18 protein-coding genes are annotated in these 21814 nt (G+C 62.3%); 10 read left to right on the top strand and 8 right to left on the bottom strand.

The annotated features are described in order from the left end of the window. The first annotated feature begins 7 nt into the window (after positions 1 to 7). On the top strand, positions 8 to 1000 hold the full coding sequence (locus tag H351_RS26975; protein WP_244891405.1) for a substrate-binding domain-containing protein: 993 nt from the start codon (positions 8 to 10) through the stop codon (positions 998 to 1000). Between the two features lie 6 nt (positions 1001 to 1006). On the opposite strand, the gene H351_RS26970 is transcribed toward H351_RS26975, so the two are convergent. Further along, positions 1007 to 1519: a MarR family winged helix-turn-helix transcriptional regulator gene (locus tag H351_RS26970; RefSeq protein ID WP_029254546.1), complete on the bottom strand. Its 513-nt coding sequence runs from the start codon at positions 1517 to 1519 to the stop codon at positions 1007 to 1009. A 42-nt stretch (positions 1520 to 1561) separates the two neighbouring features. On the opposite strand from H351_RS26970, the gene H351_RS26965 reads away from it, so the two are divergent. Continuing rightward, positions 1562 to 2641, top strand: a complete 1080-nt coding sequence (locus H351_RS26965) for an ABC transporter substrate-binding protein (protein ID WP_244891404.1) — start codon at positions 1562 to 1564, stop codon at positions 2639 to 2641. Here H351_RS26965 and H351_RS26960 read toward each other — a convergent pair. Next, on the bottom strand, positions 2577 to 3410 hold the full coding sequence (locus H351_RS26960; RefSeq protein ID WP_244891403.1) for a phosphatase PAP2 family protein: 834 nt from the start codon (positions 3408 to 3410) through the stop codon (positions 2577 to 2579). The two genes, H351_RS26965 and H351_RS26960, sit on opposite strands and share 65 nt — an antisense overlap. A gap of 117 nt (positions 3411 to 3527) precedes the next feature. Between H351_RS26960 and H351_RS26955 the strand changes: the two genes are divergently transcribed. Continuing rightward, positions 3528 to 4202, top strand: coding sequence for a response regulator transcription factor (locus H351_RS26955; protein ID WP_024487527.1), 675 nt, complete (start codon positions 3528 to 3530; stop codon positions 4200 to 4202). A gap of 3 nt (positions 4203 to 4205) precedes the next feature. On the opposite strand, the gene H351_RS26950 is transcribed toward H351_RS26955, so the two are convergent. The 4 genes from H351_RS26950 to H351_RS26935 form a co-directional block, all read right to left on the bottom strand. Beyond that, positions 4206 to 5594, bottom strand: a complete 1389-nt coding sequence (locus tag H351_RS26950; protein WP_029254549.1) for a sensor histidine kinase — start codon at positions 5592 to 5594, stop codon at positions 4206 to 4208. Between the two features lie 106 nt (positions 5595 to 5700). After that, entirely contained in the window at positions 5701 to 7098 is a 1398-nt protein-coding gene (locus tag H351_RS26945) for a serine hydrolase domain-containing protein (RefSeq protein ID WP_019747054.1), read from the bottom strand. A 20-nt stretch (positions 7099 to 7118) separates the two neighbouring features. Beyond that, positions 7119 to 10487, bottom strand: coding sequence for a serine hydrolase (locus tag H351_RS26940; protein WP_029254550.1), 3369 nt, complete (start codon positions 10485 to 10487; stop codon positions 7119 to 7121). Positions 10488 to 10541: 54 nt separating this feature from the next. Then, positions 10542 to 12152, bottom strand: a complete 1611-nt coding sequence (locus H351_RS26935) for an ABC transporter substrate-binding protein (RefSeq protein ID WP_020968549.1) — start codon at positions 12150 to 12152, stop codon at positions 10542 to 10544. A gap of 207 nt (positions 12153 to 12359) precedes the next feature. On the opposite strand from H351_RS26935, the gene H351_RS26930 reads away from it, so the two are divergent. The 4 genes from H351_RS26930 to H351_RS26915 all read left to right on the top strand — a co-directional run bounded on the left by H351_RS26930 (position 12360) and on the right by H351_RS26915 (position 16141). Beyond that, positions 12360 to 13475 carry a pyridoxal phosphate-dependent aminotransferase gene (locus H351_RS26930; protein WP_179154745.1) on the top strand — a complete coding sequence of 372 codons (1116 nt, stop codon included), beginning with the start codon at positions 12360 to 12362 and terminating at the stop codon, positions 13473 to 13475. Between the two features lie 64 nt (positions 13476 to 13539). Beyond that, a complete protein-coding gene (locus tag H351_RS26925; protein WP_024487531.1) occupies positions 13540 to 14148 on the top strand; it encodes a TetR/AcrR family transcriptional regulator in 609 nt (202 codons plus the stop codon). A gap of 91 nt (positions 14149 to 14239) precedes the next feature. Beyond that, complete coding sequence (purB, locus tag H351_RS26920) at positions 14240 to 15661, top strand: adenylosuccinate lyase (RefSeq protein WP_019747059.1); 1422 nt, start codon at positions 14240 to 14242, stop codon at positions 15659 to 15661. Between the two features lie 66 nt (positions 15662 to 15727). Further along, positions 15728 to 16141, top strand: coding sequence for an HIT family protein (locus H351_RS26915; protein ID WP_019747060.1), 414 nt, complete (start codon positions 15728 to 15730; stop codon positions 16139 to 16141). A gap of 15 nt (positions 16142 to 16156) precedes the next feature. Here the strand turns inward: H351_RS26915 and fes are convergent, their stop codons facing one another. Further along, positions 16157 to 17392: an enterochelin esterase gene (fes, locus tag H351_RS26910; protein ID WP_029254551.1), complete on the bottom strand. Its 1236-nt coding sequence runs from the start codon at positions 17390 to 17392 to the stop codon at positions 16157 to 16159. A gap of 66 nt (positions 17393 to 17458) precedes the next feature. Here fes and fepB point away from each other — a divergent pair, with 66 nt between their 5' ends. The 3 genes from fepB to H351_RS26895 all read left to right on the top strand — a co-directional run bounded on the left by fepB (position 17459) and on the right by H351_RS26895 (position 20538). Continuing rightward, positions 17459 to 18454 (top strand): Fe2+-enterobactin ABC transporter substrate-binding protein, encoded by a 996-nt coding sequence (fepB, locus tag H351_RS26905; RefSeq protein WP_029254552.1) that lies wholly within the window; start codon positions 17459 to 17461, stop codon positions 18452 to 18454. 111 nt (positions 18455 to 18565) lie between these two features. Beyond that, complete coding sequence (locus H351_RS26900) at positions 18566 to 19879, top strand: sensor histidine kinase (RefSeq protein ID WP_223257921.1); 1314 nt, start codon at positions 18566 to 18568, stop codon at positions 19877 to 19879. Beyond that, positions 19876 to 20538 carry a response regulator transcription factor gene (locus H351_RS26895; RefSeq protein ID WP_019747064.1) on the top strand — a complete coding sequence of 221 codons (663 nt, stop codon included), beginning with the start codon at positions 19876 to 19878 and terminating at the stop codon, positions 20536 to 20538. Before H351_RS26900 ends, H351_RS26895 begins: the two co-directional genes overlap by 4 nt. Before the next feature lie 96 nt (positions 20539 to 20634). Here H351_RS26895 and H351_RS26890 read toward each other — a convergent pair whose 3' ends face one another. Continuing rightward, entirely contained in the window at positions 20635 to 21567 is a 933-nt protein-coding gene (locus H351_RS26890; protein ID WP_020906368.1) for a tyrosine-protein phosphatase, read from the bottom strand. Positions 21568 to 21814: the final 247 nt, after the last annotated feature.

Below are 21814 nucleotides of genomic sequence, written 5' to 3'. Positions count from 1 at the left end.
GGCAGAAGTGATCGATTTCGTTGCGCCGCGTTCGAAACGCGGTAGCAGGGCCATCTTCATGGCTGTGGCAGTGGCACTTTCGACGGCGCTGGCAGCATGTGGCACCTCGACGACCGACGCGAAGTCCGACGGTGATGCGTGGACGTATGTCGATGCGCGTGGTCAGCAGATTTCGCTCGACAAGATCCCCGAGCGCATTGTGGCGACGGCGGACACCGCGCCGGTGCTACTCGAATACGGGGTCGTTCCAGTCGGTATCATCGGCTTTTCCAGGCTCGACGAATTCACGTTGAATGCATTCGACTTCAGTGGAATTGCCCATGTCAGCGAGACCGACACAGATATCAGTGCCGAGAAACTCCTGGCAGTGGACCCGGATCTGGTCATCGACATCTGGAGTTCGTACAACGGCGGAAACTTCGGCAGCATCTGGGGCGACGATATCGCTCGCGTCGAAGAGGTTGCTCCCATTGCAGGTGTCGAGATCACCGACGGGGCGCAAGCGGCGTTGGACAGCTTCAGTTCGTTGGTTCAGGGTATCGGCGGCACCGACACCTCGCCGGTCTACGCGGCAAAACGGGAAGAGTTGAGTGCGCTCGGTGACCGGGTGCGTGAATTGGCCACATCGCGAACGAATATCTCTGTTGCATACGCGATTCCGTTGGAGTCGAGCCTTGACTACGCGGTGCCGGGATGGACTCCGCTCGGAAGTATTCTCGAAACGATGGGCGTCGAATTCGCGAAGCTGGACAGCGAGGACGGTTTCTGGGCATCAGCGAGTTGGGAAGAGCCGGGCGTCTTTCCGGCCGATCTCCTCCTGATTCCGCCGACGTGGTCTGACACGCCGGAGCTCAATTCGCCGACGTTCACCAGGCTTCCGGCTGTGGTTTCGGGCCAGGTTGCCTCGGTAGAACTGCGTACGGGGTACAGCCTGACGGGCATCACGGAGCAGATGAGGCGTTTTGCCGACGTCTACGAGAAGAGTGGGAAAGTCACCTGAGTGGCATCATCGCGGTGCGTGAACTCGCAGTGATCGATTGACTCGGTCGAGGATGCCGATGGCAGTGGTCAATGTGTCGAGGTCACCTTCGTCGAGGGCTGTCAGTTCTTGGGCCAGGACGCCGATGCGTAGTTCGGACCGACGGTCCCGGCGCGCGCTTCGCTCGTCCTTCACGAAAAGCGTGCTCACCCGGCCGTCTGTGGGATCGGGTCGCCGCTCGATCAGGTCCTTGTCGGAGAGGATGCGCACCAGCGTGCTGACGGTGTTCGGGCGTCTGGAGAGGCGATCGGCCACGGCCCCGATGCGAGTGCCGGGATGGTGCGCGACATCGTGAAGTACCTCGGATTGTGCCTCTGGCAAAGTCGCGTCGGTACCCGACGTATCCATGTATTCACGCAGCGCTCGACGCAATTCGAACGCCGCAGCGATGAGTGATCTCGATGCTTCTTCCGCAGTGGGCTCGCGATCAGAGTAGCGATCGACCTCGTGTGATCCACGCCCCAAAACTGTATCTGACACAGATATAGTTTACAGTTCCTCAAAGGGTAGGGTCACCTAACCATGACGGGAGATGAAGCTGTCGTGCTTCACGACGTACGGGACACGATCATGAATTTTGGACAGAAGTCACGCAGTGTAATGCTGGTCGGCGCACTGACATTGGTGGCAGCTCTCAGTGGCTGCTCGAGCGACGCCTCGCCCACAGGCACTGACATCAGTGCGTCGACTCCGGCGGACTCTGCGTTTGTCGCTCCGCGAGAAGTCCCGGCTGGAATGGGGAGCGGAAAGTCGGACGGCGAATTCCCTCGTACCGTTTCACACTTCAAAGGGGACACCACGATCGAATCGCAGCCCGAAAAGGTTGTCGTCATTTCGACCGGGCAAGCAGATGCGCTTTTATCGCTCGGTGTCGTTCCTGCGGCTTCGACTCGTGGTGACGGTGCGGACCTGGTGCCGCCGTACCTGTTGGCCGCATACCCCGAATTCCGCACCCAGCTAGGTGATGTCGTCGATGCAGGTGGGCGCTTCACACCGAACTTCGAAGCGATCGTCAAGCTCGATCCTGACCTGATCTTGATGAATGTTGCAGGGAAGGATGCTGATTCGCTGTACGACCAGCTTTCGGCGATTGCGCCCACCGTGGCAACGCAGGGGACCGGTGTCTACTGGAAGCAGGACTTCCTGCTGGTTGCCGACGGGGTAGGTAAGACGCAGCAGGCGACGGCACTGCTGGATACGTTCAACGCCGACGCCGCAGCCCTCGGTGCTTCCCTTTCGTCGCCGCCGACAGTGTCGTTCACCCGCCAGAACGGAAATCGCTTGCGCATCTTCGGCATTCCTTCGTTCACCGGCAGTATCGCCCAGGATGCCGGCCTGACGCGTCCAGAGTCGCAGCAATTCGACGACACCTCCCGAGACATCAGTGAGGAAGAGTTGAACGTCGCGGACGCTGATTGGATCTTCTACGGAGTGCAAGGCGGGGACCCGGCGACGTTGACCAACGCGCCGTTGTGGGCGCAGTTACGTGGGGTGATTGCCAACCATGCCGTTGCTGTCGACGACGACGTCTTCTACCTCAATACCGGGCCGACTGCGGCTCGTGAAGTGCTGAAGGTTCTGCAGAGCACACTGCAGCAGTAGTTGATTCGGACTGGTTGTGCGTGCCGACGAACCGGAAGACTGCTCCACCCGCAGTGACGGCAAGCGTCGCGAGGACAGCTCCGGCAACGACGTCGGTGAGCCAGTGAGCTCCCAAATAGAGGCGAGTGAGCGCGACGACAACGGTGACCGTCACGGCGAGCAGCATCAGAAGACGTTTGACGGACGGTGTTCGGTCGACGCTCACAACGAGAACCGCAATGCCGAACAGCGCTGCTGTGCCGGTGACGTGACCAGACGGGAACGAGTGGCCGGTCTCGAGAAGAACCTGGATGTTGGTCGGCGGACGTTCGCGACCGACGAGCGCTTTGATTACCGTGCTGGCGACTGCCGCACCGCCAACGGTTCCGATCACGATCAAACCCGGAACAACCGAACGCGCTCGCCACGAGATGAGCACTCCGCAGGTGATCCCGAGCAGCGCGGTGGCGACCGGGCTACCGAGATCTGTGACGGCGACCGCGATCTGGTTGAGGGCGCCGCTCCGATGATCGACCATCCAGTCGGTCACCGGCCCGTCGAAGCTCGTCAACCACCCGTTTCGATATACCTGGATCGAGAGCGTCACCAGGGCGAGGGCGAGCCCGGACGCGCGGAGCGCTGTTGACCGAACGCTGGAGGCCCGGTAGATCGAACCGAATGCGAACAGCGCGGCTACCACCACGATTGCGGCAACCGCAATTTCTGCGGTGGTGCTCTCGGTCAAGACTTCGGTGACCACGTTTCGCACGGTCGACACAGTTGCTGGCATGAATGCAGTGTGACGATCAGAAGCTGAAGAAACGCTGAACGTAACTCGGTCATGGGCCCACCGTCTGCTCTACTGGGTGCATCCGAACAACTGCGTGTCGACGAAACGGGGCCGGTGGTGCGAGTACTGGTTGTCGAAGACGAAGTACGCCTGGCCGAGACGATCCGGCGGGGATTGGTAGCCGAGGGATTCGTGACCGCCGTGGAACTCAACGGGGACGACGGATTCGCGATTGCCTGCAGCGACGAATTCGACGTGATCGTTCTCGACATCATGTTGCCGGGCAAACACGGATACGACATCGTGCGGGACCTACGCGCCCGGGAGGTGTGGACGCCGATCCTCATGCTCTCGGCGAAGGACGGCGAATACGACCTCGCTGATGCTTTCGATCTCGGTGCCGACGACTACCTGGTCAAGCCCTTCTCGTTTGTAGTATTCCTCGCGCGGCTTCGCGCACTGGTGCGGCGGGGCGCTCCCCAGCGTCCATCGATACTCACCGTGGGAGACCTGTCCCTCGACCCCGCCAAACATCAGGTGATCAGAGCGGGAATCGAATTGACGCTGACGCCACGTGAGTACAGCGTTCTCGAGTTCCTGATGCGCAACAACGGAGTTGTGGTCACGAAGACCGAGATCGTTCGCTCCGTCTGGGACACCAACTACGAAGGTGACGAGAACATCGTCGAGGTCTACATCGGTTACCTACGTAAGAAGGTCGACCTCCCGTTCGGAACCCACAGCATCGAAACCATTCGAGGCATCGGGTACCGCTTTGTCGGCACTGCCTGATCTTCAATCGGTCGGTAGCGGAATTGTCACCTCGAATCGACTTCCACCGCCTACCCTCTCGCTGACAGAAATGGTTCCGTGATGCGCCGCAACGATTTCCGACGCGATGGCGAGTCCGAGTCCGGAGCCACCTCCCTGCCTCGATCGCGGCTGGTCGAGGCGGACGAAGCGTCCGAAGATTCGTTCGCGTTCTGCTGCAGGGATTCCGGGCCCGTCGTCCTCGATCACGATATGGGCTTCGTGGCCGGCTTCGGAACACTCGAGATGCACGAGGGTCTCGGCGTGCCGCACTGCGTTGTCGACCAGGTTTCGCACCATGCGCGCCAACGCCCTCGGGTCTCCGGACACGCGAACCGGAGCAACGGTGGCGGTGACCGCGATCTCGGAGATACCGTCGATCCGCTTCTGCTCGGCGAACAGAATGTCGTCGAGGTCGACGTCGACGACGGTACCGATGGATTCGAGTTCGCTTTCGTCCGAGCGCGCGAGAATCAACAGATCCTCGATCAACTGCCGCATCCGTCGCGCCTCGGGAAGTAGCGCGTCTTCGATCAGTGCGTCGTCGAGGAGATCCGGGCGTCGGTGTGCCAGTTCGAGAGCCGTCGTGATCGTGGACAGTGGACTACGTAACTCGTGGGAGGCATCGCTGACGAATCGTTGTTGAGCAAGTGCGCCTTCGTCGAGGCGCGCCAGCATGTCGTTCATTGTTGTTGCCAGTCGGGCTATCTCGTCGTTCCCGGACGGGACGGGGACTCGTTCACCTTGACGCCCACTCGATATCGAGGCAACCCGAGCGCGGATGCGTTCCACGGGAGCGAGAGCCGAACCCACCAGGCGGTAAGTGGCAAACGCGGCCAGTCCAAGAACCAGGGGCCCGGCGATGGCGAGCAGAACGGCAACGGTGGTCACCACGGTTTCAACCGGTTCACGGTCGGCGCCGACGAAAACGGTGACCGGTCCGGCCGGCGTCTGAGCGCCGTGTCCGATCAGCCAGTAGTCCTCGTCGTCGGACTTCTTGACCCTTCCATAGGTGTCCGACTCGTCAGGGCCGAGAATGCGTTCGGAGAGTAGGTCGCTGTCAGTTCCAGGCGATTGGGCGACGATTCGGTGATCGGCGTCGACGATCTGCACGATTCCGATCTGGCTGTCGGTGGACAGAAGCGAAGGGTCGAGATCGGCTGGGCCCTTCCCGGTGAGTTGCTGGACCAACTGTGCGGCACGGGCCTCGGAGCTGTTCAGTGCGGACAGGTGCAGGGAGTTCGCCAGTACGAAAACCAGTGCAAGCCCGGCGATCACCAAGCAGAAGGCGATCACGAGGGTCGATGCCACGGTCGTCCGGGCGCGCACGCTCCACCGGGACGGGTGCAGAATCGACTCGCCGATGACGTTCATGGCGTCCAGTCTGTACCTTCGCGGCTGTGCATATATACAAAGGCTGTGCATATACAAAGACGGGTGACGCGGCCTCGTAATCGGACCGCGTCACCCGTCTAGAGGATCAAGCCACTCGCTTGGCGGTTCGGCCGCCGAATTCGAGCATCACGGCGCGTCCGGTGTCATCGGTGACGAAGCGCCCCAGCGTCCGCGTGGTGTCGGCGCGAGCAGCGAAGTCGAGATCGTTGACGAAGGCGATCGGGATCGCCGGTGGCCAGACGATGTCCTCGTATTCGCCGAGGTCCTGCGCGCTGCCCATGCGGACGCCGATTCCCTCGTCACCGGGGGCGACGGTCATGGTCAGGTTGCCGGCCTGGTACTTGCCCAGGACGGCGTCGACGGCAGAGGGTTCGGGCTCGACCACGTCGAGAGATGCCGGCGCGGGCAACTCTGCGAGGTTGGCCATGCACCAGTCGACGATCTTCTTGCCGATTCCGCCGCCGAGTGCGTTGGTCAACACGGTGACGGCGAAGTTCTTCTCAGGCACGGTCAAGAACTCGGAGACCTGGAGGTTGCTGACGTTTCCGCCGTGCCGCACTACCTGGGTGGTTCCGTATCGAGTCAGCAGCCAGCCGATGCCGACTTCCTCGAACATCATCGCGGCGGGACGCTGCGGCTTCTGCATCAGCAACCGGGTGGACTCGTCGAGCGGCTGTCCCTCACCCGGGTGTTCGCCCGACAGTGCGTAGCGTGCCCAGACGAGCTGATCGCGCACCGAGGACCACATTCCACCGCAGGGCGTCATACCGCGGTCCAGTCCGGTCTCGTTGGACACGAACGGCTCACCCTCGCGGATGTAGTGGCCGAGTGCAAACCGGTGGGTCATCACGTCCCAGGGCAGGAACGCCGAGTTCTTCATCTCGAGTGGGTCCAGAACGCGCTGCTTGACCAGCTCTTCGAAGGTCAGTCCACTGATCTTGGCTACGACGTATCCGGCGAGAACGAATCCGGAGTTGCTGTAGGAGAACACCTCTCCGACGGGAAATTCCTGTCGCAGTTCTTTCAGCCGTGAAATCGATCGACCCAGCGCGTCTTCACCCCAGCCGGCCGAGAGGCTGGCGTCGCCGGTGAATCCGCCGGTGTGCGTCAGAAGATGACGCATCGTGACTGTGCGGGTGGCTTCGTCGTCGGCGAGGGTCAGTTCGGGGACGTACTCGACCAGCGGGGTGTCGAGATCGAGTAGGCCGTCCTCGACGAGTGCCATCGCGGCTGTTGCAGCAAAAACCTTTGTGGTGGAACCGATCATGAACATCGTCTTGTCGGTGACCGGGAGCTGGGTTTCGACGCTCTCGATGCCGCTGGTGACGACGATGTCCTTGTCGCCGTGCACGATACCGACCGAGACGCCGGGGATGTTTGCCTCGACCCTCCACTGGTCGACGAGTTCCTGAAGCTGTTCTTGCATCTTTGATTCCTCGAGTTCGCTGGCGTTCTGTGTTTCGGCGTTCGGTGTTTCCGTCATCGTATGTGTATCGGTCGTCGTCACGCGTTAACCCGTGGTAGGAAGCGGAATCCGACGTACACGCCGTCGCGGTGCGGTCGTACCGTCGTCCAACCGGCAGCCCCGGGTTGACGGGTGGTCCAGGTCCCCGGGATCTGCGACGGTACGAGAGTGGCTACCGCTGCAGGCTTCTTCGGAGCTGTTTCGTCTTCCTCGGGATTCGGGATGACGTCGCCGATGACGGTGATCACAGCCTCGTCAGCGGACTCTCCACGACGGAACTCGATTGCTATTCCGCCCGAGCTGTACTTACCCAGAACCGAATCCGGAATCGACTCCACACTCGCGGGGTTCGGGGCGAGGGCTTGCGGAGGTTCGAGTCCGACCAATGCGGCCGCGGCTTCGGTGAAGAGATCACGATAGAGGCCGTCTGCTTTGCCGCCGCTGGTCAGCAGCGCGATCGCGACATTGTGGCGGGGGAAGATGCGCAGATATGCGTGCTGCCCGATGGTGCTGCCGTCGTGGCCGAAAATTTCTTCGCCCGACCAGGTTTCGTGGAACCAACCCAGACCCCAGCCCGACTTGTCCGGGAACAGTTCGCTGATATCGATTTCGGGTGTACGCATCGCGGCGGCTGATTTTTCCGACACGATCCGCACACCGTCGACGCTCTGACCTTCGAGAAGGCCGAGTTCCGCGAACGTGAGCAGATCTCCGATGCTGGCAGTGATGCAGCCGGCCGGCCCCATCGAGCGCGTGATCGGCCAGACGGGCATCACGACGGAGTTCCCTGTATGACCCGCTGCCACAGAGTATCTCGGAGTATCTCCGGTCAACGTGAGTGTGTGCGCGAGGCCGAGTGGATCGATGATCCGCTCCTTGAGGATGTCGTCCCAGATACCGCCGCGAAGAACCTCGACGATACGAGCTGCAAGGACGTACGCGGAATTCGAGTACGCGAAGCCGTCCTCGAGTGGATGAACCTGACGGAAGTCTCGCAGGCCCTCGACGTAGCGTTCGACGACGTCGTCTCCGCGACCCTTGTCGATGAAGAGGTCACCGTCGATTCCGTTGCGATGGTTCAGAAGTGCGCGAACCGTGATGCGGGCGGCTGTTTCCTCGTCCTGCAGTGCGAAGTCGGGCAGGATCGACCGGACGGTCGCGTCCAGGTCGAGCAAGCCTTCGTCGACCAGCTGCATGACCAGCATCGCGGTCCATACCTTGGTGATGGATCCGATCTGGAACAGGGAGTCGGTGGATACCTCGACCCCGGTGTCTGCATTGATCACGCCGGAAGCCACCGTCGTACGGGTGATTTCCTTGCCGCTGGAATCGAGTGTGAGAATACCGAATTGAGCACCGGTGACGCCGTAACGCTCACACAGTACGTCCAGTGAGCGCTTCCACGCGTCGGCGCCGGCAGATGCATTGGCCAGGCCGGTCTTGGGCAGCTTCGCGGAGGTGTATCGCTTCACCCACTCGATGAGCCGTGTGCTGTAGTCGATTCGGTGCGAGATCGAGCCGTTGACGAGGAACCCGTGGCTTGCACCGGGATACGCCACCAGTCGGGTGGGTACATGCTGCTGGCGAAGTGCGGCGAACCAGGCCTCGGCCTGACCCAGCGGGCACCGCTCGTCCGACTTTCCGTGCAGGATCAGCGTCGGAGTCACCACGTTCTTCACGGCGGCGAGCGGTGAGGCTGCCAGCAGCCCCGCGGAGTTCTCGGGAACAGTGGTGCCCGTGGCGAGCGACGCGAGGTGCGGACCGAAATCGCAGACTCCGGCCATGGCGTTGAAATCGCAGATCAGCCCACCGGCCACCGCCGCGGCAAAGCGATCGGTCTGCGAGGTGAGGTGGCAGGTGCTGTATCCGCCGTAGCTGTACCCGGTGATCGCCAGGCGGTCCCCGTCGACAAGTCCCTCGGCGACAAGTGCGTCGATCGGCTCGAGGAAGTCGGCTTGGTCCGAGGTACCCCAGGCGCCGTTGACGGCGTACATGAAGTCTGCGCCGTACCCGTCCGATCCACGTGGATTGAGGGTCAGGATGCGCCAGCCCTGCGCTGCGAGAACCTGGTGGGCGGGGTGATAGGTATCGGCAACGCCGGTCCACGCGTTGTGCGGTCCGCCGTGAACGTCGAGCAGAAGGGGGGCAGCGCCATCAGTTTCGGGAGCGGACAGCAACCAGCCATGCACGGTACGGCCGTCGGAGATGGTGAATTCGCGCTCCTCGGCGGCAAACAGGGTCACCTCGGGGAGTGCTTCTGCGGTGAATTTTGTCAGCGTGGTGACAGCGCCGCTGTCGAGATCGACGAGTGCGACCTCACCGAAGGACTGCTGTGTGGTGACGATGACGGAGGCGACGCGGGCGTCACGGGCAACGGAGAGCGCCGAGATGACCTCGTTGGGATTGGCGACGAGGGAGCGAGAGGTGCCGGTTTCGATATCGGCTGCATACAGATGCGTCCATCCGCGATCGCGGAGGCAGAACACGATTTCGTCGCGAGTATTCGACAGTGCCGGTGTGCCACCGGGGTAACCGGGCGCGCCGGGCATCACGTTGCGATCGAGATGAGCTGTGAGGGTGACGTCGACCGGTGTCTCAGTTGGGCCGGGGACGGACAGACGGATCAGGTCGGCAGTTCCGACACGGACCTCGGGGGTGCCGATGGCGACGACCGAATCTCCTTGCGGGTGCCACAGTGTGGAGCCCTGCACCCCGGTGGCGTGACCGAGTCGCTGCGGCGGAACTGACAGATCGTCGACGAGGATTCGGTAAGCGCTGAACGTGAGGTTCAGATCGCTGTCCGGTTCGAGATTCGCGGTGAAGGCAAGAGCCGTGCCGTCGGGCGACCAGGACGGTACGTCCGCATTCCAATCACCGTCGGTGAGGCGTCGTACTGCCTTCGTCTCCAGATCGACGGTGTGCAGGTGGCGACGGAAGGTGCCGAGCCAACCGGCGCCGTCCACCTTGTATCCGAGTCGGTCGGTGACGATGGGCGCATTCGGATCGGTGGAGTCCGAACGTGAGATCACAGCGGCGAATGCAATGGCATTTCCGTCCGGGCTCCAGACCGGTGCGCCGGCACCGAGGGGGAGTGATGCTGCTGTGGTGAGGGTTTCGGCCTCGCCGCCGGCGAGCGGGATCAGGTGCAGCTGCGCGGAGTCGCCGACCTTACGGAGGAAGGCAATCGAAGTTCCGTCCGGAGAGAACCGAGGTGCCGAATCGGCGGGCCCCGCAGTGAGGCGGCGAGCCTGGGAATCGCGGGACACTGCCCAGAGAGATGTAGTTGCCTTTCCGGCAACAATTTCCGAGCGAACGAAGACGACCACGGTGCCGTCGGGCGAGATTGCGGTTTCAGTGGGTGTGACCACGCGGTGGAGGTCGTCGAGAACAAATGGACGGTCAGTCATGTAGATCCTTCGAATCGGAGAAATAGATGCAGACGTAAAGCTTTGTCTTCCGGCTTATTTCAGAACTCGGATGCCTGGGCCCGCCAGGGTTCCACCAATCGGCGCGTACAGGGACGTCGCACCGTTGAAGAACATGAAGTTCGGCGATGTGGATACCGGAACGACGTCAGAAGAGGTGAACAGCGCCTGTTCCGCTTCCTTCCACACCGAGCAGGATTCCTGCCCGGGCAGAACCGAGGCCTTCGCAGCCAGTTCGGTGTACTCGGGATTGTCGATCGATGCGAAGTTGACGCCCGCCGGAGGGGTCGGGCCGGAGAAGTACGGAACGAAGATGCTGGGAGTGTCACTCTGGACGGTCAGACCGATCGAGATCGACCAGGATGTCAGGTCCTTTGCCGCGAACGTATTGGAGATGATGAAATTGTTGTCACCACCGCGAAGCTCTACCTTCGCGCCGAGTTCCTGCCACTGCTTCATCGCGTATTCTGCTGCTGCAGAAGTGGTATCGCGGTAGTTGGCAAAGATGACCGTCAATTGCAGCGATTGACCGTCCTTGGTCAGAACGCCGTCGGATCCGGGCTTCCAGCCGGCGTCGGCGAGGGTCTTCTTCGCCGCGGCCATGTCGAACTTCGGAACTACACCGGTGACACTGTCGTAGTCACATGCCCGCGGATCGACAACGGCCAATGCCGTAGCGCGCGAACCCTTGCCACCGGTGTTGATGTCCGTGTAGTCGTCGAGATCGATTGCCTGCACGAGCGCGCTGCGCACCGCTTCGTCCTTGGTGGGAAGAGCAGCATTGTGGTTGAAGATGAACTGCCCGCTCAAGGTGTTCGACGTCATCGATTCCAGGCCGGACGCTTCCACACGTTCGATATCCGCACCGGCCACCGGTGCTGCGTTCACCGTTCCGGTGAGGACCAGGTTCGCCGTCGTCGCCGCGTCCGTCACGATCTTGATCGTGACGGCCTTGGGCACTCCGAGGGTGTCCGATGTGGTTTCGCCGTTCGGTCCCCAGTTGTATCCGTCGCGGCGTTCGAGCGTCACGTGATCGTTTGCCACTACTTCGGTGATCTTGAACAGGCCGGTTCCGTTGCTGCTGCCGCGAACACTGGCGGGGTCGTCGAGTGCTGCCTGGCATGCCAGTTTGAGAGCACCGATGCGCTCGAGCAGGAAGGGCGCAGGTTCCGCCGTCTTGATCGTGAGCTCGTCGCCATCGGCGGTTGCTACTGCAGTTTCGGGTACCGACGCTCCCAGCCACGGCGAGCCGTTCGTCTTGTCGACGACCCAGTTGATGTTGTTCGCGGCTGTCTGGGCAGTGAACGTCGTGCCGTCTTCACACGTGATCCCTTTTTTGAGGGTGAAGTTCAGCGAAGTTCCGTTCTCGCTCCATTTTTCGGCCAGATACGAGCCCGCTGCACGGGTTTTGGGGTCGATGGCCAACAACGAGTCGTTGGTATAGCTGTTGATTGCCTGCGTGGCAGTCAGGTTGGTGATCAGGGGATGAAGGTTGCCGGGGTCGGTGTTCACGATCGTCGTGAAACTCCCGTCCTTGGCGTAGTCCCCGGAGGTACCGCCGCCAGGATCAGAGGTGCTTCCGCACGAGGCAACCGTGAGAACGCCGATCGTGACCAGAGCCGCGGTGGGCACTGAGCGAGCTTTCATCTGATGCACCTTTTGATCGAAGGATGTCGTTGATCAATGCTGCGCGAGGGACGTGGCCCAGGTCTCGTTGAATCGACTCATGCTGAGCACCTGAATCTGTCGGATCGTCACAAAGGATGGTCGTCGTTTCTCACGGAAGTGTGGTTCGGCTACCGTCGGGGTGTGCGCTCAGAATCTCGTCGATCAGATATCCAGACCTTCCATGTCATGGATGTATGGAAGGCCGCGACCGAACGTCAGCGGACGCACGGTGACGTTCTGACGTTGGCTGCCGGTCAACCGTCGACCCCCGCGCCGGCACCGGTGCTACGTGCGACGCGCGAGATCCTCGGCACCGAACTACTCGGGTATACCGAGACTTTCGGGATCCTGCCGCTACGCGAAGCTATTGCGCGCTACCACAGCGAGCGATCGGGAATAGCCGTCGACGCCGAAGACGTGGTGGTGACGACAGGTTCGTCCGGGGCGTTCACCTTGCTTTTCCTGGCCGCGTTCGACGAGGGCGACACCGTGGTGGTCGCTCGCCCCGGATATCCCGCCTACCGCAACACCCTTGCCGCTCTCGGCTGCAACGTCGTCGAACTCGACTGCGGGCCGGCAACCCGATACCAGCCGACGGTGGACATGCTCGAGGCCTTGCCGTCGCCGCCTGCCGGTCTGATCGTCGCCAGCCCGGCAAATCCGACGGGCACGGTGATCTCGCCCGAGGAGCTCGCTGCGTTGGCGACGTGGTGCGAGCAGCACGGCACCCTTCTGATCTCGGACGAGATCTACCACGGCATCGGATACGGCGATCAGCACACGTCGAGCGCCTGGGAGACCTCACGCGAATCCGTTGTGATCGGCTCGGTGTCCAAGTACTTCTCGATGACGGGTTGGCGGCTCGGGTGGATGTTGGTGCCGACGTACTTGCGGCGCCCGCTGCAGCGACTCGCGTCGAACATGACGGTGTGTCCGCCCGCGATCTCTCAGTACGCCGCCATCGAGGCGTTCTCGGACGAGGCGAAGGTCGAGTTGGACGGGCACGTTCAGCGGTACGCCGTCAATCGTGAACTGCTGTTGACCGGGTTGCCGAAACTGGGCATCACCGAGCTGGCTCCCGCCGACGGTGCGTTCTACGTCTACGCGGATATCGGCCATCTGTGTGGCGACGAGGGCGCCACCGCGTGGTGTGCCCGGTTGCTGACAGATACCGGGGTCGCGTTGGCACCCGGAATCGATTTCGACACCGTCCACGGAAACCGGATGGTCAGACTTTCGTTCGCGGGCGCGACAGCCGACATCCAGGAGGCGCTGACCCGCCTCGAGAAGTGGCTCGGGTAACAAACAGCAGGGTCTTCGAGCTGTTTCGCCATGCGGAGGTGCCCTCTGCTGGCACGATGTCGTGGTGTCTTCTGCAGCTACGCCCAAGGGTGAACGACGTCGCCAAGCTCTGGTGGCGTCCGCTGCTGAACTTTTGCTGGAGGGCGGGTTCGACGCCGTTCGTCACCGAGCGGTGGCAACCAGGGCCGACCTTCCTCTGGCTTCGACGACCTATTACTTCGACTCACTCGACGATCTGATCGCGTGTGCCGTCGAGCTCAACGGCAACGCCGACATGGAAGCGATGCGCGCCAGAGTGGCTGCGGTGACCCAACGTCGGCGGGGCGCGGAATCAACCGTCGAACTTTTGGTCGAGCTGCTGCTCGGAGACGAAGAGAAGCGGCCGGAGAGCCGCGAACGATTGATCTCGCGCTACGAACGATTTGTGGCGTGTGCCCGTCATCCCGCGCTTCGTGACGTGCAGTTGCGCCTACGCGCCCAGCTCGACGACCTGTTGACCGATGCGCTTCGACGCTCGGGCCGAACGGCTCCCGAGGGGCAATTGCGCCGTCTTGTCGCGATGGTCGACGGCGCGATGATCACGGCGCTCGGGGAGTACGACCCGGACCCACGCGGGTTGGCCAGAGGAATGCTCTTGGAATCGATCGACGTGATGGCGCCGCCGGTCGTCTAGCTCGGGGGTGACAGCTGCTCTAGCTCGGGGGTGACAGCTGCTCTAGCTCGGGGGTAACAGCACTGCTCGGCCACCGTTAGACTGAGGCCTCGTGAGCCGCATCCCGAATGTCCTTGCCAACCGATACGCCAGCCCGGAGCTTGTTGCTCTGTGGTCTCCCGAGTACAAGATCGTGCTCGAGCGTCAATTGTGGGTGGCGGTGTTGCGTGCGCAGGCAGAGCTGGGCATCGACATTCCGGCCGACGCCATCGACGACTACGAGCGCGTCATCGACAACGTCGACCTGGCGTCCATCGCGGACCGCGAGCGGGTCACCCGCCACGACGTGAAGGCACGCATCGAGGAATTCAATGCACTCGCCGGACACGAGCAGGTCCACAAGGGCATGACCAGCCGTGACCTCACCGAGAACGTCGAGCAGCTGCAGATCGTGCGTTCTCTCGAACACGTCTACAACCACGGCATCGCCGTCGCCGCCCGTCTGGGTGAGCGCGCTGCCGAGTACTCGTCCATCGTGATGGCCGGCCGCTCGCACAACGTCGCAGCTCAGGCCACCACCTTGGGCAAGCGTTTCGCTTCCGCGGCCGACGAGCTTCTCGTTGCACTGACACGTCTGCGTCAGCTGATCGACCGCTACCCGCTGCGTGGGATCAAGGGCCCGATGGGTACCGCTCAGGACATGCTCGACCTCCTCGACGGCGATGCGGCCAAGCTCGAGCAGCTCGAAGCGAAGGTCGCGGAGCACCTCGGATTCGCCCACGTACTGACCAGCGTCGGCCAGGTGTACCCGCGTTCCCTCGACCACGACGTCATCTCCGCGCTCGTCCAGGTCGGCGCGGGCCCGTCGTCGTTTGCACACACGATCCGCCTGATGGCCGGCCATGAGCTGGTCACCGAAGGCTTCCAGCCCGGCCAGGTCGGCAGCTCGGCGATGCCGCACAAGATGAACACCCGCTCGTGCGAGCGAGTCAACGGACTTCAGGTGATCCTGCGCGGCTACGGCTCCATGGCAGCCGAGCTTGCGGGTGCACAGTGGAACGAAGGCGACGTCTTCTGCTCCGTCGTGCGTCGCGTCGCTCTCCCGGACGCGTTCTTCGCGATCGACGGCATGTTCGAGACCTTCCTGACCGTGCTGATCGAGATGGGCGCGTACCCGGCCGTCATCGAGAAGGAACTGACGCGCTACCTGCCGTTCCTCGCCACGACCCGCGTTCTCATGGCAGCGGTGCGCGCGGGCGTCGGACGCGAGACCGCGCACGAGGCGATCAAGGAGAACGCCGTCGCAGTTGCGCTGGCGATGCGTGAGGAAGGCAAGGAGCCCGACCTGCTCGATCGCCTTGCCGCCGACGACCGTTTGCCGCTCGACCGCGCCGCACTCGACGAGGCACTGGCCGACAAGGCGGCCTTTGTCGGCGCCGCGTCTGCTCAGGTCGACGCCGTTGTCGCCGAGGTGCAGAAGCTTGTCGACGCCAACCCCGAAGCTGCGGCGTATGCGCCGTCGCCGATTCTGTAAGGGCTACGCCCCCGTGCGCCTTTTCGGTAGTCACCACCACCGAAAAGGCGCACAGGGTCGAAGAGCATGAACTGCATCTTCTGTTCCATCATCGCCGGTGAGGCCGAGGCCAGCGTCGTCTACGACGACGCGAATGTCCTTGCCTTCATGGATATTCGGCCGTTCACATCCGGCCATCTCCTGGTCGTGCCGAAGCGCCACGCCAGTGGATTGTCCACGCTCGATTCCGACGACGGTGCCAGGATCTTTTCCGTCGCACAGAAGATCGCCGCAGCGATGCGTACCGGACCTCTCCCCGTCGACGGAGTGAATCTGCATCTCTCTGACGGAGCTGTTGCGGGGCAGGAAGTCTTCCATGTTCATCTGCACGTCATTCCGCGAAATCGCGGCGACGGCTTCGGCCTGCGTGCGCTACCTCGCACGCCCAATCGGGCAATTCTCGACAGCACGGCTGCCGTCATTCGCGGTGCACTGAACTAGCGGCACCGGCCACTTTCAGGGACTGCCGATCAGTTCGACAACGGAGTCCAGAAGGACACTGCGCCAGCACAACCAGTCGTGGCCGCCGTCGAAGATCCGATACGACACTTGCGCTCCGGCAGCCTTCAACGCCTGTGCGACCGCTGCGCTGTGCCCGACCATGTCGGACTCGTGCCTACCTACTTCGAGGACAACGCGTAAACCGTCCGGCACGCCATCGCGCTCGATGCGTGCGGCGATGTCTCCACCCGGCGGACCGTCCTCGCCGCGCTTCAAGCCTGTCGGCCACCAGAATGAACCGGACCCGCTGGCGACCAGCGCGAAGTGTTCGGGGAATTCGAGTGCTGCGAACATCGAGGCCAGGCCGCCGAAGCTCTGCCCCGAGACCACCGTTCGCGTTCGATCAGACGAGAAGGGTGCGACGGCGCGCACCTGCGGAAGTAGTTCGTCGACGACTGCACTCCAGTAGTCGCGGTTGCACGGCAATTCCTTCGAACGACGTTGATTGTCAACGGAATCAATGGCCAGCAGAACGCAGGACTTCAGTTTGCCGGTCTGCACTGCACGATCGAAGGCGGCACCTGCTGGCATGACCTCGGCCCAGTGGCGCCCGTCGAGAAGTATCACGAGCGGCCGTTCTTCGAGCGGTGTCAATCCGTCGTCCACGGTCTCGTAGATCCACACCGGCCGCTCGACGTCCAAAGTCGAACTGGCCCAGGTGAGCTGTATCGACTTCCTGAAAACTGGAGCATCCCAACCGAACTGGACCGGCGCCGAGGGCATCTCAGCGACGGAACGCCTTGTGTCCACGCCTGCGGAGAGCGGATTGAGTGGGTCGGCAATGCGGTGTTCGAGCAACCCCAACCATCGGGTGCGGCGGGTCGTGTCTTCCTTGCCTGCTCCCGGATAGTCGAATTCGTCGACTACGGACTTCGGCACCGGGATGATGCTGTAACTGCTGCGCCAGGTGTTCGAGACTTCGGCGGCGTAGAACCACACCGGACTCTCGCCGACCCGTTGCATCACGCTGAGTTGTTCCGCGTGATGGTCGGTCAACGAGTTTGCGTCGAGGTAGACGCGCTCGACTTCCGCCTCCTCGGGCTGTCGCCAGAGGAAAGTTACTCGAACTGTATGTGTATCAACACTTTCGATGATCGGCGTGCCTTGTTGCACTATCCGGTTCCAGAAGGTGTCGATGTCGGGCGAGGCCGCGAGGGAAGCGGACAATTCTGTCACCGCCTGAGTTAGCATGAGCACAGCCTAACCTAATTTCATGGGCTTTTGAATTCGAGGAGTGGTCCGCCAGTGGGCGTCACAATGAAAAAATCGCGCGCCTTGAAGGTGCTCTCCGCAGTCTTGGTGGCAGGGTTCGCTCTCGCCGGATGTAGTTCTGCGGATGCCGATTCCGGTGCTGATTCGGCTGCATCGCAGGGTAATTGGCCCCGCACGGTGGAAACGCCGAAGGGGCCGGTGGAGATCACGTCGAAGCCGGAGAGGATCGTCTCGACCAGTGTGACGCTGACGGGCACGCTGTTGTCGATCGACGCTCCGGTGGTGGCTACCGCATCGACGGGACCGAACACCGACGTATCGGATGCGCAGGGGTTGTTCACACAGTGGGGCGACATAGCTCGAGAACGTGGACTCGCAGTGCTGCCGATGGGCGGCGCGAACGCAGAATCCGTTCTGGCCCAGAACCCGGACCTCATCGTCGTCTCGGCGACTGGAGGTGACTCCGTCGTCGATCTGTACGAACAGTTCACGGCCATCGCTCCGACAATAGTGGTGGACTACGGCGGAAGTAGTTGGCAGGAAGTGGCCGCCGTGCTGGGTGAAGCGACAGGTCTCGAAGACAACGCAGCGGCCACGGTCGCGAAATTCGACAGCGCAGTAGAGGCAGCGAAGGCCGAGATCACACTTCCCCCGCAGCCGACCACCGCGCTCGTCTACTACGAGGACGGCAGCGGCGCCAATATCTGGACGCACGAGTCCGGGCAGGCGAAGTTGCTCACGGCGATGGGTTTCACGGTCGCCGACATTCCCGAGTCTGCGAAGAGCAGTGAATCCATGGGTAAGCGCAAGGACATCATTCAGGTCTCGGCCGAGAACCTCTACGACGGTATCGCGGGCAACACCCTGATCCTGGTCAGCGCCGACGACGGTGCGGTGAAAGCGGTCGAGGCACTTCCCCTGTTGGCGCAGCATCCGGCAATTCGTGATCACCATGTCTATGCCGTGGGGCTCGATACCTTCCGTCTCGACTACTACAGCGCAACCAACATGGTGAACCGGTTGGTCGAGCAGTTCGGCTGATCCATTAGTACTAGTGCTTTCACCCCGAACTAGTCCTTTGGTTGTAGCCGAGAATCGAACATTCCCTTCACGTTCGTCGAATGTGGGACCAAGTGGTGCGCGCATGCCACCATGAACGTCAATCATCGGATGCGGAATGGGGAGTGGATGTTCGACTCGGCTGGTCAGAATGTCTCGGGGCAAGCCCTGGCATCGCGAGGGTGGGGACGTTTCAACCTGAACAACCCGGCCACGGCGGCCGTGATCGTCGGCCTGCTGAGTGTGCCGTGGGTGTTCGGTCTCGCCAGTCTCAAGACTGAACCCGAGACGAGCAATCGAGTGCTGAGCGATCCGGGAACCGTCGTCGGCATCATGGGTTTCCTGACGGTGTTGACCGTTGTGGCGTGTGCGCGCCGGCGGTACCCGATCGCGTACTACCTCCTGACGTTGGCAGGATCCGGCGGATTGATGCTCTTCCTCGGCAGTCGATCGCTGGGGGCCACGCCGCTTTTCTGGTTCGCGATCATGGCAGTGTCCATCCGGGTGAGCGGCATGCGTCTGGTCGGACTGCTGGTCCTCGGAATGGCGATGGACGTGATCTTGGCGATGTATCTCACCGAGCGGGACGGGCTGACGGTCGCAGAGGTTCAGGTGGGGGAGTTGCCCCACCTGTTCCTCGAGCCGGCGGCAAACACCGTCACGAGTTTTCTGGTCGTCGCCGCCATGGGAAAGATCGTCGCGCGTCTGCGAAAGCAAGCAATGGAGAACAGTCAGGCGGTAGCGGATCTGCACCGGGACCGCGAACGCAAGATCGCGAATGCCGTTGTCGCCGAACGGCAGGACATGGCACGTGAGTTGCACGACGTCGCGGCTCACCACATGACCGGCATGATCATCCAGGCCCGTGCCGCCGACAAGTTCTTCTCGAGCAATCCAGAACAAGCGCAAGCCCTTCTGGGCGGCGTCATCGAGCAGGGGCAGCGGGCCCTCAACAGCTTGCGGCAGATCGTGGGGATCCTCCGTCTGGGTGAGGAAGACCCCGATTTCCCGACGCCCATGGTCTCCGACATCGACGAGTTGGTGGACGACTGCAGGCGCACCATCTCGTCGATCTCGCTCGAGAAGGTCGGCCGCTTCGACGACCTGGACAGCGGAGTCCAGTTGACGTGCTACCGCATCGTCCAGGAGGCGTTGTCGAACGTCCTTCGCCATGCGCCGGGTAGCGAGTCCAAGGTATGTCTGAGCCGAGAAGCCGGTGCGGTGAGAGTCCGGGTGATCAATACGCTCGGGAATGCTCGTCCGTCCTCCGACGGGCAAAACCTCGGAATTGTGGGAATGCGCGAACGCGCGACGCTCATGGGTGGTCAACTGGACGCCGGACCGAATTCGGAAGGTGAGTGGGCTGTGCAGGCACTGGTGCCGGTGAACGGGAGGATCAACGCATGATCGACGTCCTTATTGCAGACGACCAGCAGGTGGTACGGCAGGGGTTCGAACTGTTTCTCTCCGGCCACCCCGAGATTCGCGTCGTCGGGCATGCCAAGACGGGAGTCGAGGCGTACGAGCAGGTGCGTGCACTGCGTCCGGACGTCGTACTGATGGATATCCGAATGCCTCACGGTGACGGGTTGACCGCGACCAGGGAGGTCCTTGCCGAGTTTCCGGCGACCCGCGTCGTCGTGATCACCACGTTCGATCTCGACGAGTACGTTTTCGAGGCGCTCGACAGTGGCGCCGCAGGGTTCCTGCTCAAAGACGCCGATCCCGAGGAGCTCTCGTCGGCAGTGCTGACCGTGGCCGAGGGTGGCTCGGTGCTCTCTCCGAGATTGACGTCGAGACTGATCGTGGAGTTCGCGAGGCGCAAGCCGGCACCGATGTCCACGGCGCGCTCCGGATCGGATCACGGTCTCAGCGCGCGTGAAATGGATGTGGTGCAGTTGCTGTCACAAGGCTTGGGAAACAACGACATCGCAGATTCTCTCAGCCTCGAGCAGAGCACGGTGAAGTCGCACATCAGCAACATCTGCAAGAAGCTGCAGGTGCGCACCCGTGTGCAGATCGTCATCTGGGCGTACCGAAACAACGTGATCGCCGTATCGCGCTGACGCACGGGACGCTGCGGCGCATCCGGCACGGCGCGGGCAGAGAAAGTCCACGTGCCCGGGTTCGACCCCTCGTCGAACCCGGGGCAGCTGGATCGCTCAGCCCAGCAGTTTGGCTTTGAGCGTCATGACGGTCGCCGGACTCAGACCCAAGCCCTCGGTCAGGTAACGATCGACCGACCCGTAGGTCTGGTCCAACTGGGCGAGGCCGGCATCGAGATAGCTTGCCTCGACACCCAACAGGGGCTCCATGTTGACGGCCATCTGTTCGCCCAGGCTCGCCGCGATACCCGCGCGCGTGGCCTTCATGCCTTCGGCTGTGTATTCGTTGGTCAGCAAGTAGTCGTTCATGATCACTGAGCGGTCGACACCGGCGATGCTCAGCAGCAGAAAGGACGTCCAGCCGGTGCGGTCTTTACCTGCAGTGCAATGGAAGACCTGTGCGCCTTCGGTTTCCGCGAGGCCCGTGAGCAACTGTGCGAACCCGGCTCGCTCCGTCGCTCCGGTGACGAAGGCGCGGTTCATGTCCTGCATCATCGATCGTGAGTCCTCGGGGGACTTGATCTTCGCGACCATCTCGGCGATGTTCCCGGACAGGATCGGAATGTTCTCGTACGCAACCCCGTCGGGCAGGACATCCGGCTTGCTGGCGATCTCGGGTTCCGTGCGCAGATCGTAAACCTTTGTCAGTCCCAGCTTTTCGAGAATGCTCATGTCATCGCCCTTGGGCGTGATCGCGTTCGCGCGGTAGAAGACTCCCTTGTTCACGGGCAGACCGAGAGTTCCCGAGTATCCGGCGCCGGTGCCTGCGACGTCGCGGAAATTGTCGATCCCGGTCAGCCGCGGAGCATCTGGGGTTTGCTCGGCACTGCCGAAGTTGCTGGATCCGAAATCCAGTGAGCCGAACTGTGGAGCCGAGGGGGCAGGTTCGGCGTGCGCGATCGAGGCGCCGAAACCGGTGATGAGAAAGCTGCTGGTCAACGCAATGGCCGCGGCAGACCGTAGCGAGCACGTGCGCGTGGATCGGGACATGTGTGAACCCTTCGTCGAGCGGAGAGAGTGGCTGGTCGATGAGGTATCGCGAAGGCAAGGTAGCGAGTTCACGTGTCCGATTCGAGAGGAATCTTGCTTTGCTCCCTCTCAGTGGGAGGCGTGCTGCTGTGAGCGTGAGTGACTCGGGAGGCGCAGTTCATTCCTCGAGACCTGTGTTTGTGTAAAGGTCCAGTGCCCTGATATTGGTTAGCCTCACCAAATCAATTCCGGAGCAGTCCGGTGCGTT

Origin of the sequence: Rhodococcus erythropolis R138, assembly GCF_000696675.2 — a bacterium.
Classification (GTDB): domain Bacteria; phylum Actinomycetota; class Actinomycetes; order Mycobacteriales; family Mycobacteriaceae; genus Rhodococcus_F; species Rhodococcus_F erythropolis.
Note: the sequence above shows the minus strand (reverse complement) of the source record. Positions and strands in the feature narration are given on the sequence as shown.

Coding starts and splice junctions, on each gene's coding strand:
- H351_RS26945 (WP_019747054.1), bottom strand. CDS start 7,098: ATGACGGAAACACCGAACGCCGAAACACAGAACGCCAGCGAACTCGAG.
- H351_RS26890 (WP_020906368.1), bottom strand. CDS start 21,567: ATGTCCCGATCCACGCGCACGTGCTCGCTACGGTCTGCCGCGGCCATT.
- H351_RS26950 (WP_029254549.1), bottom strand. CDS start 5,594: ATGAACGTCATCGGCGAGTCGATTCTGCACCCGTCCCGGTGGAGCGTG.
- H351_RS26915 (WP_019747060.1), top strand. CDS start 15,728: ATGAACTGCATCTTCTGTTCCATCATCGCCGGTGAGGCCGAGGCCAGC.
- H351_RS26895 (WP_019747064.1), top strand. CDS start 19,876: ATGATCGACGTCCTTATTGCAGACGACCAGCAGGTGGTACGGCAGGGG.
- H351_RS26930 (WP_179154745.1), top strand. CDS start 12,360: ATGGATGTATGGAAGGCCGCGACCGAACGTCAGCGGACGCACGGTGAC.
- H351_RS26960 (WP_244891403.1), bottom strand. CDS start 3,410: ATGCCAGCAACTGTGTCGACCGTGCGAAACGTGGTCACCGAAGTCTTG.
- H351_RS26940 (WP_029254550.1), bottom strand. CDS start 10,487: ATGACTGACCGTCCATTTGTTCTCGACGACCTCCACCGCGTGGTCACA.
- fes (WP_029254551.1), bottom strand. CDS start 17,392: ATGCTAACTCAGGCGGTGACAGAATTGTCCGCTTCCCTCGCGGCCTCG.
- H351_RS26935 (WP_020968549.1), bottom strand. CDS start 12,152: ATGAAAGCTCGCTCAGTGCCCACCGCGGCTCTGGTCACGATCGGCGTT.
- H351_RS26900 (WP_223257921.1), top strand. CDS start 18,566: ATGAACGTCAATCATCGGATGCGGAATGGGGAGTGGATGTTCGACTCG.
- H351_RS26965 (WP_244891404.1), top strand. CDS start 1,562: ATGACGGGAGATGAAGCTGTCGTGCTTCACGACGTACGGGACACGATC.
- fepB (WP_029254552.1), top strand. CDS start 17,459: ATGAAAAAATCGCGCGCCTTGAAGGTGCTCTCCGCAGTCTTGGTGGCA.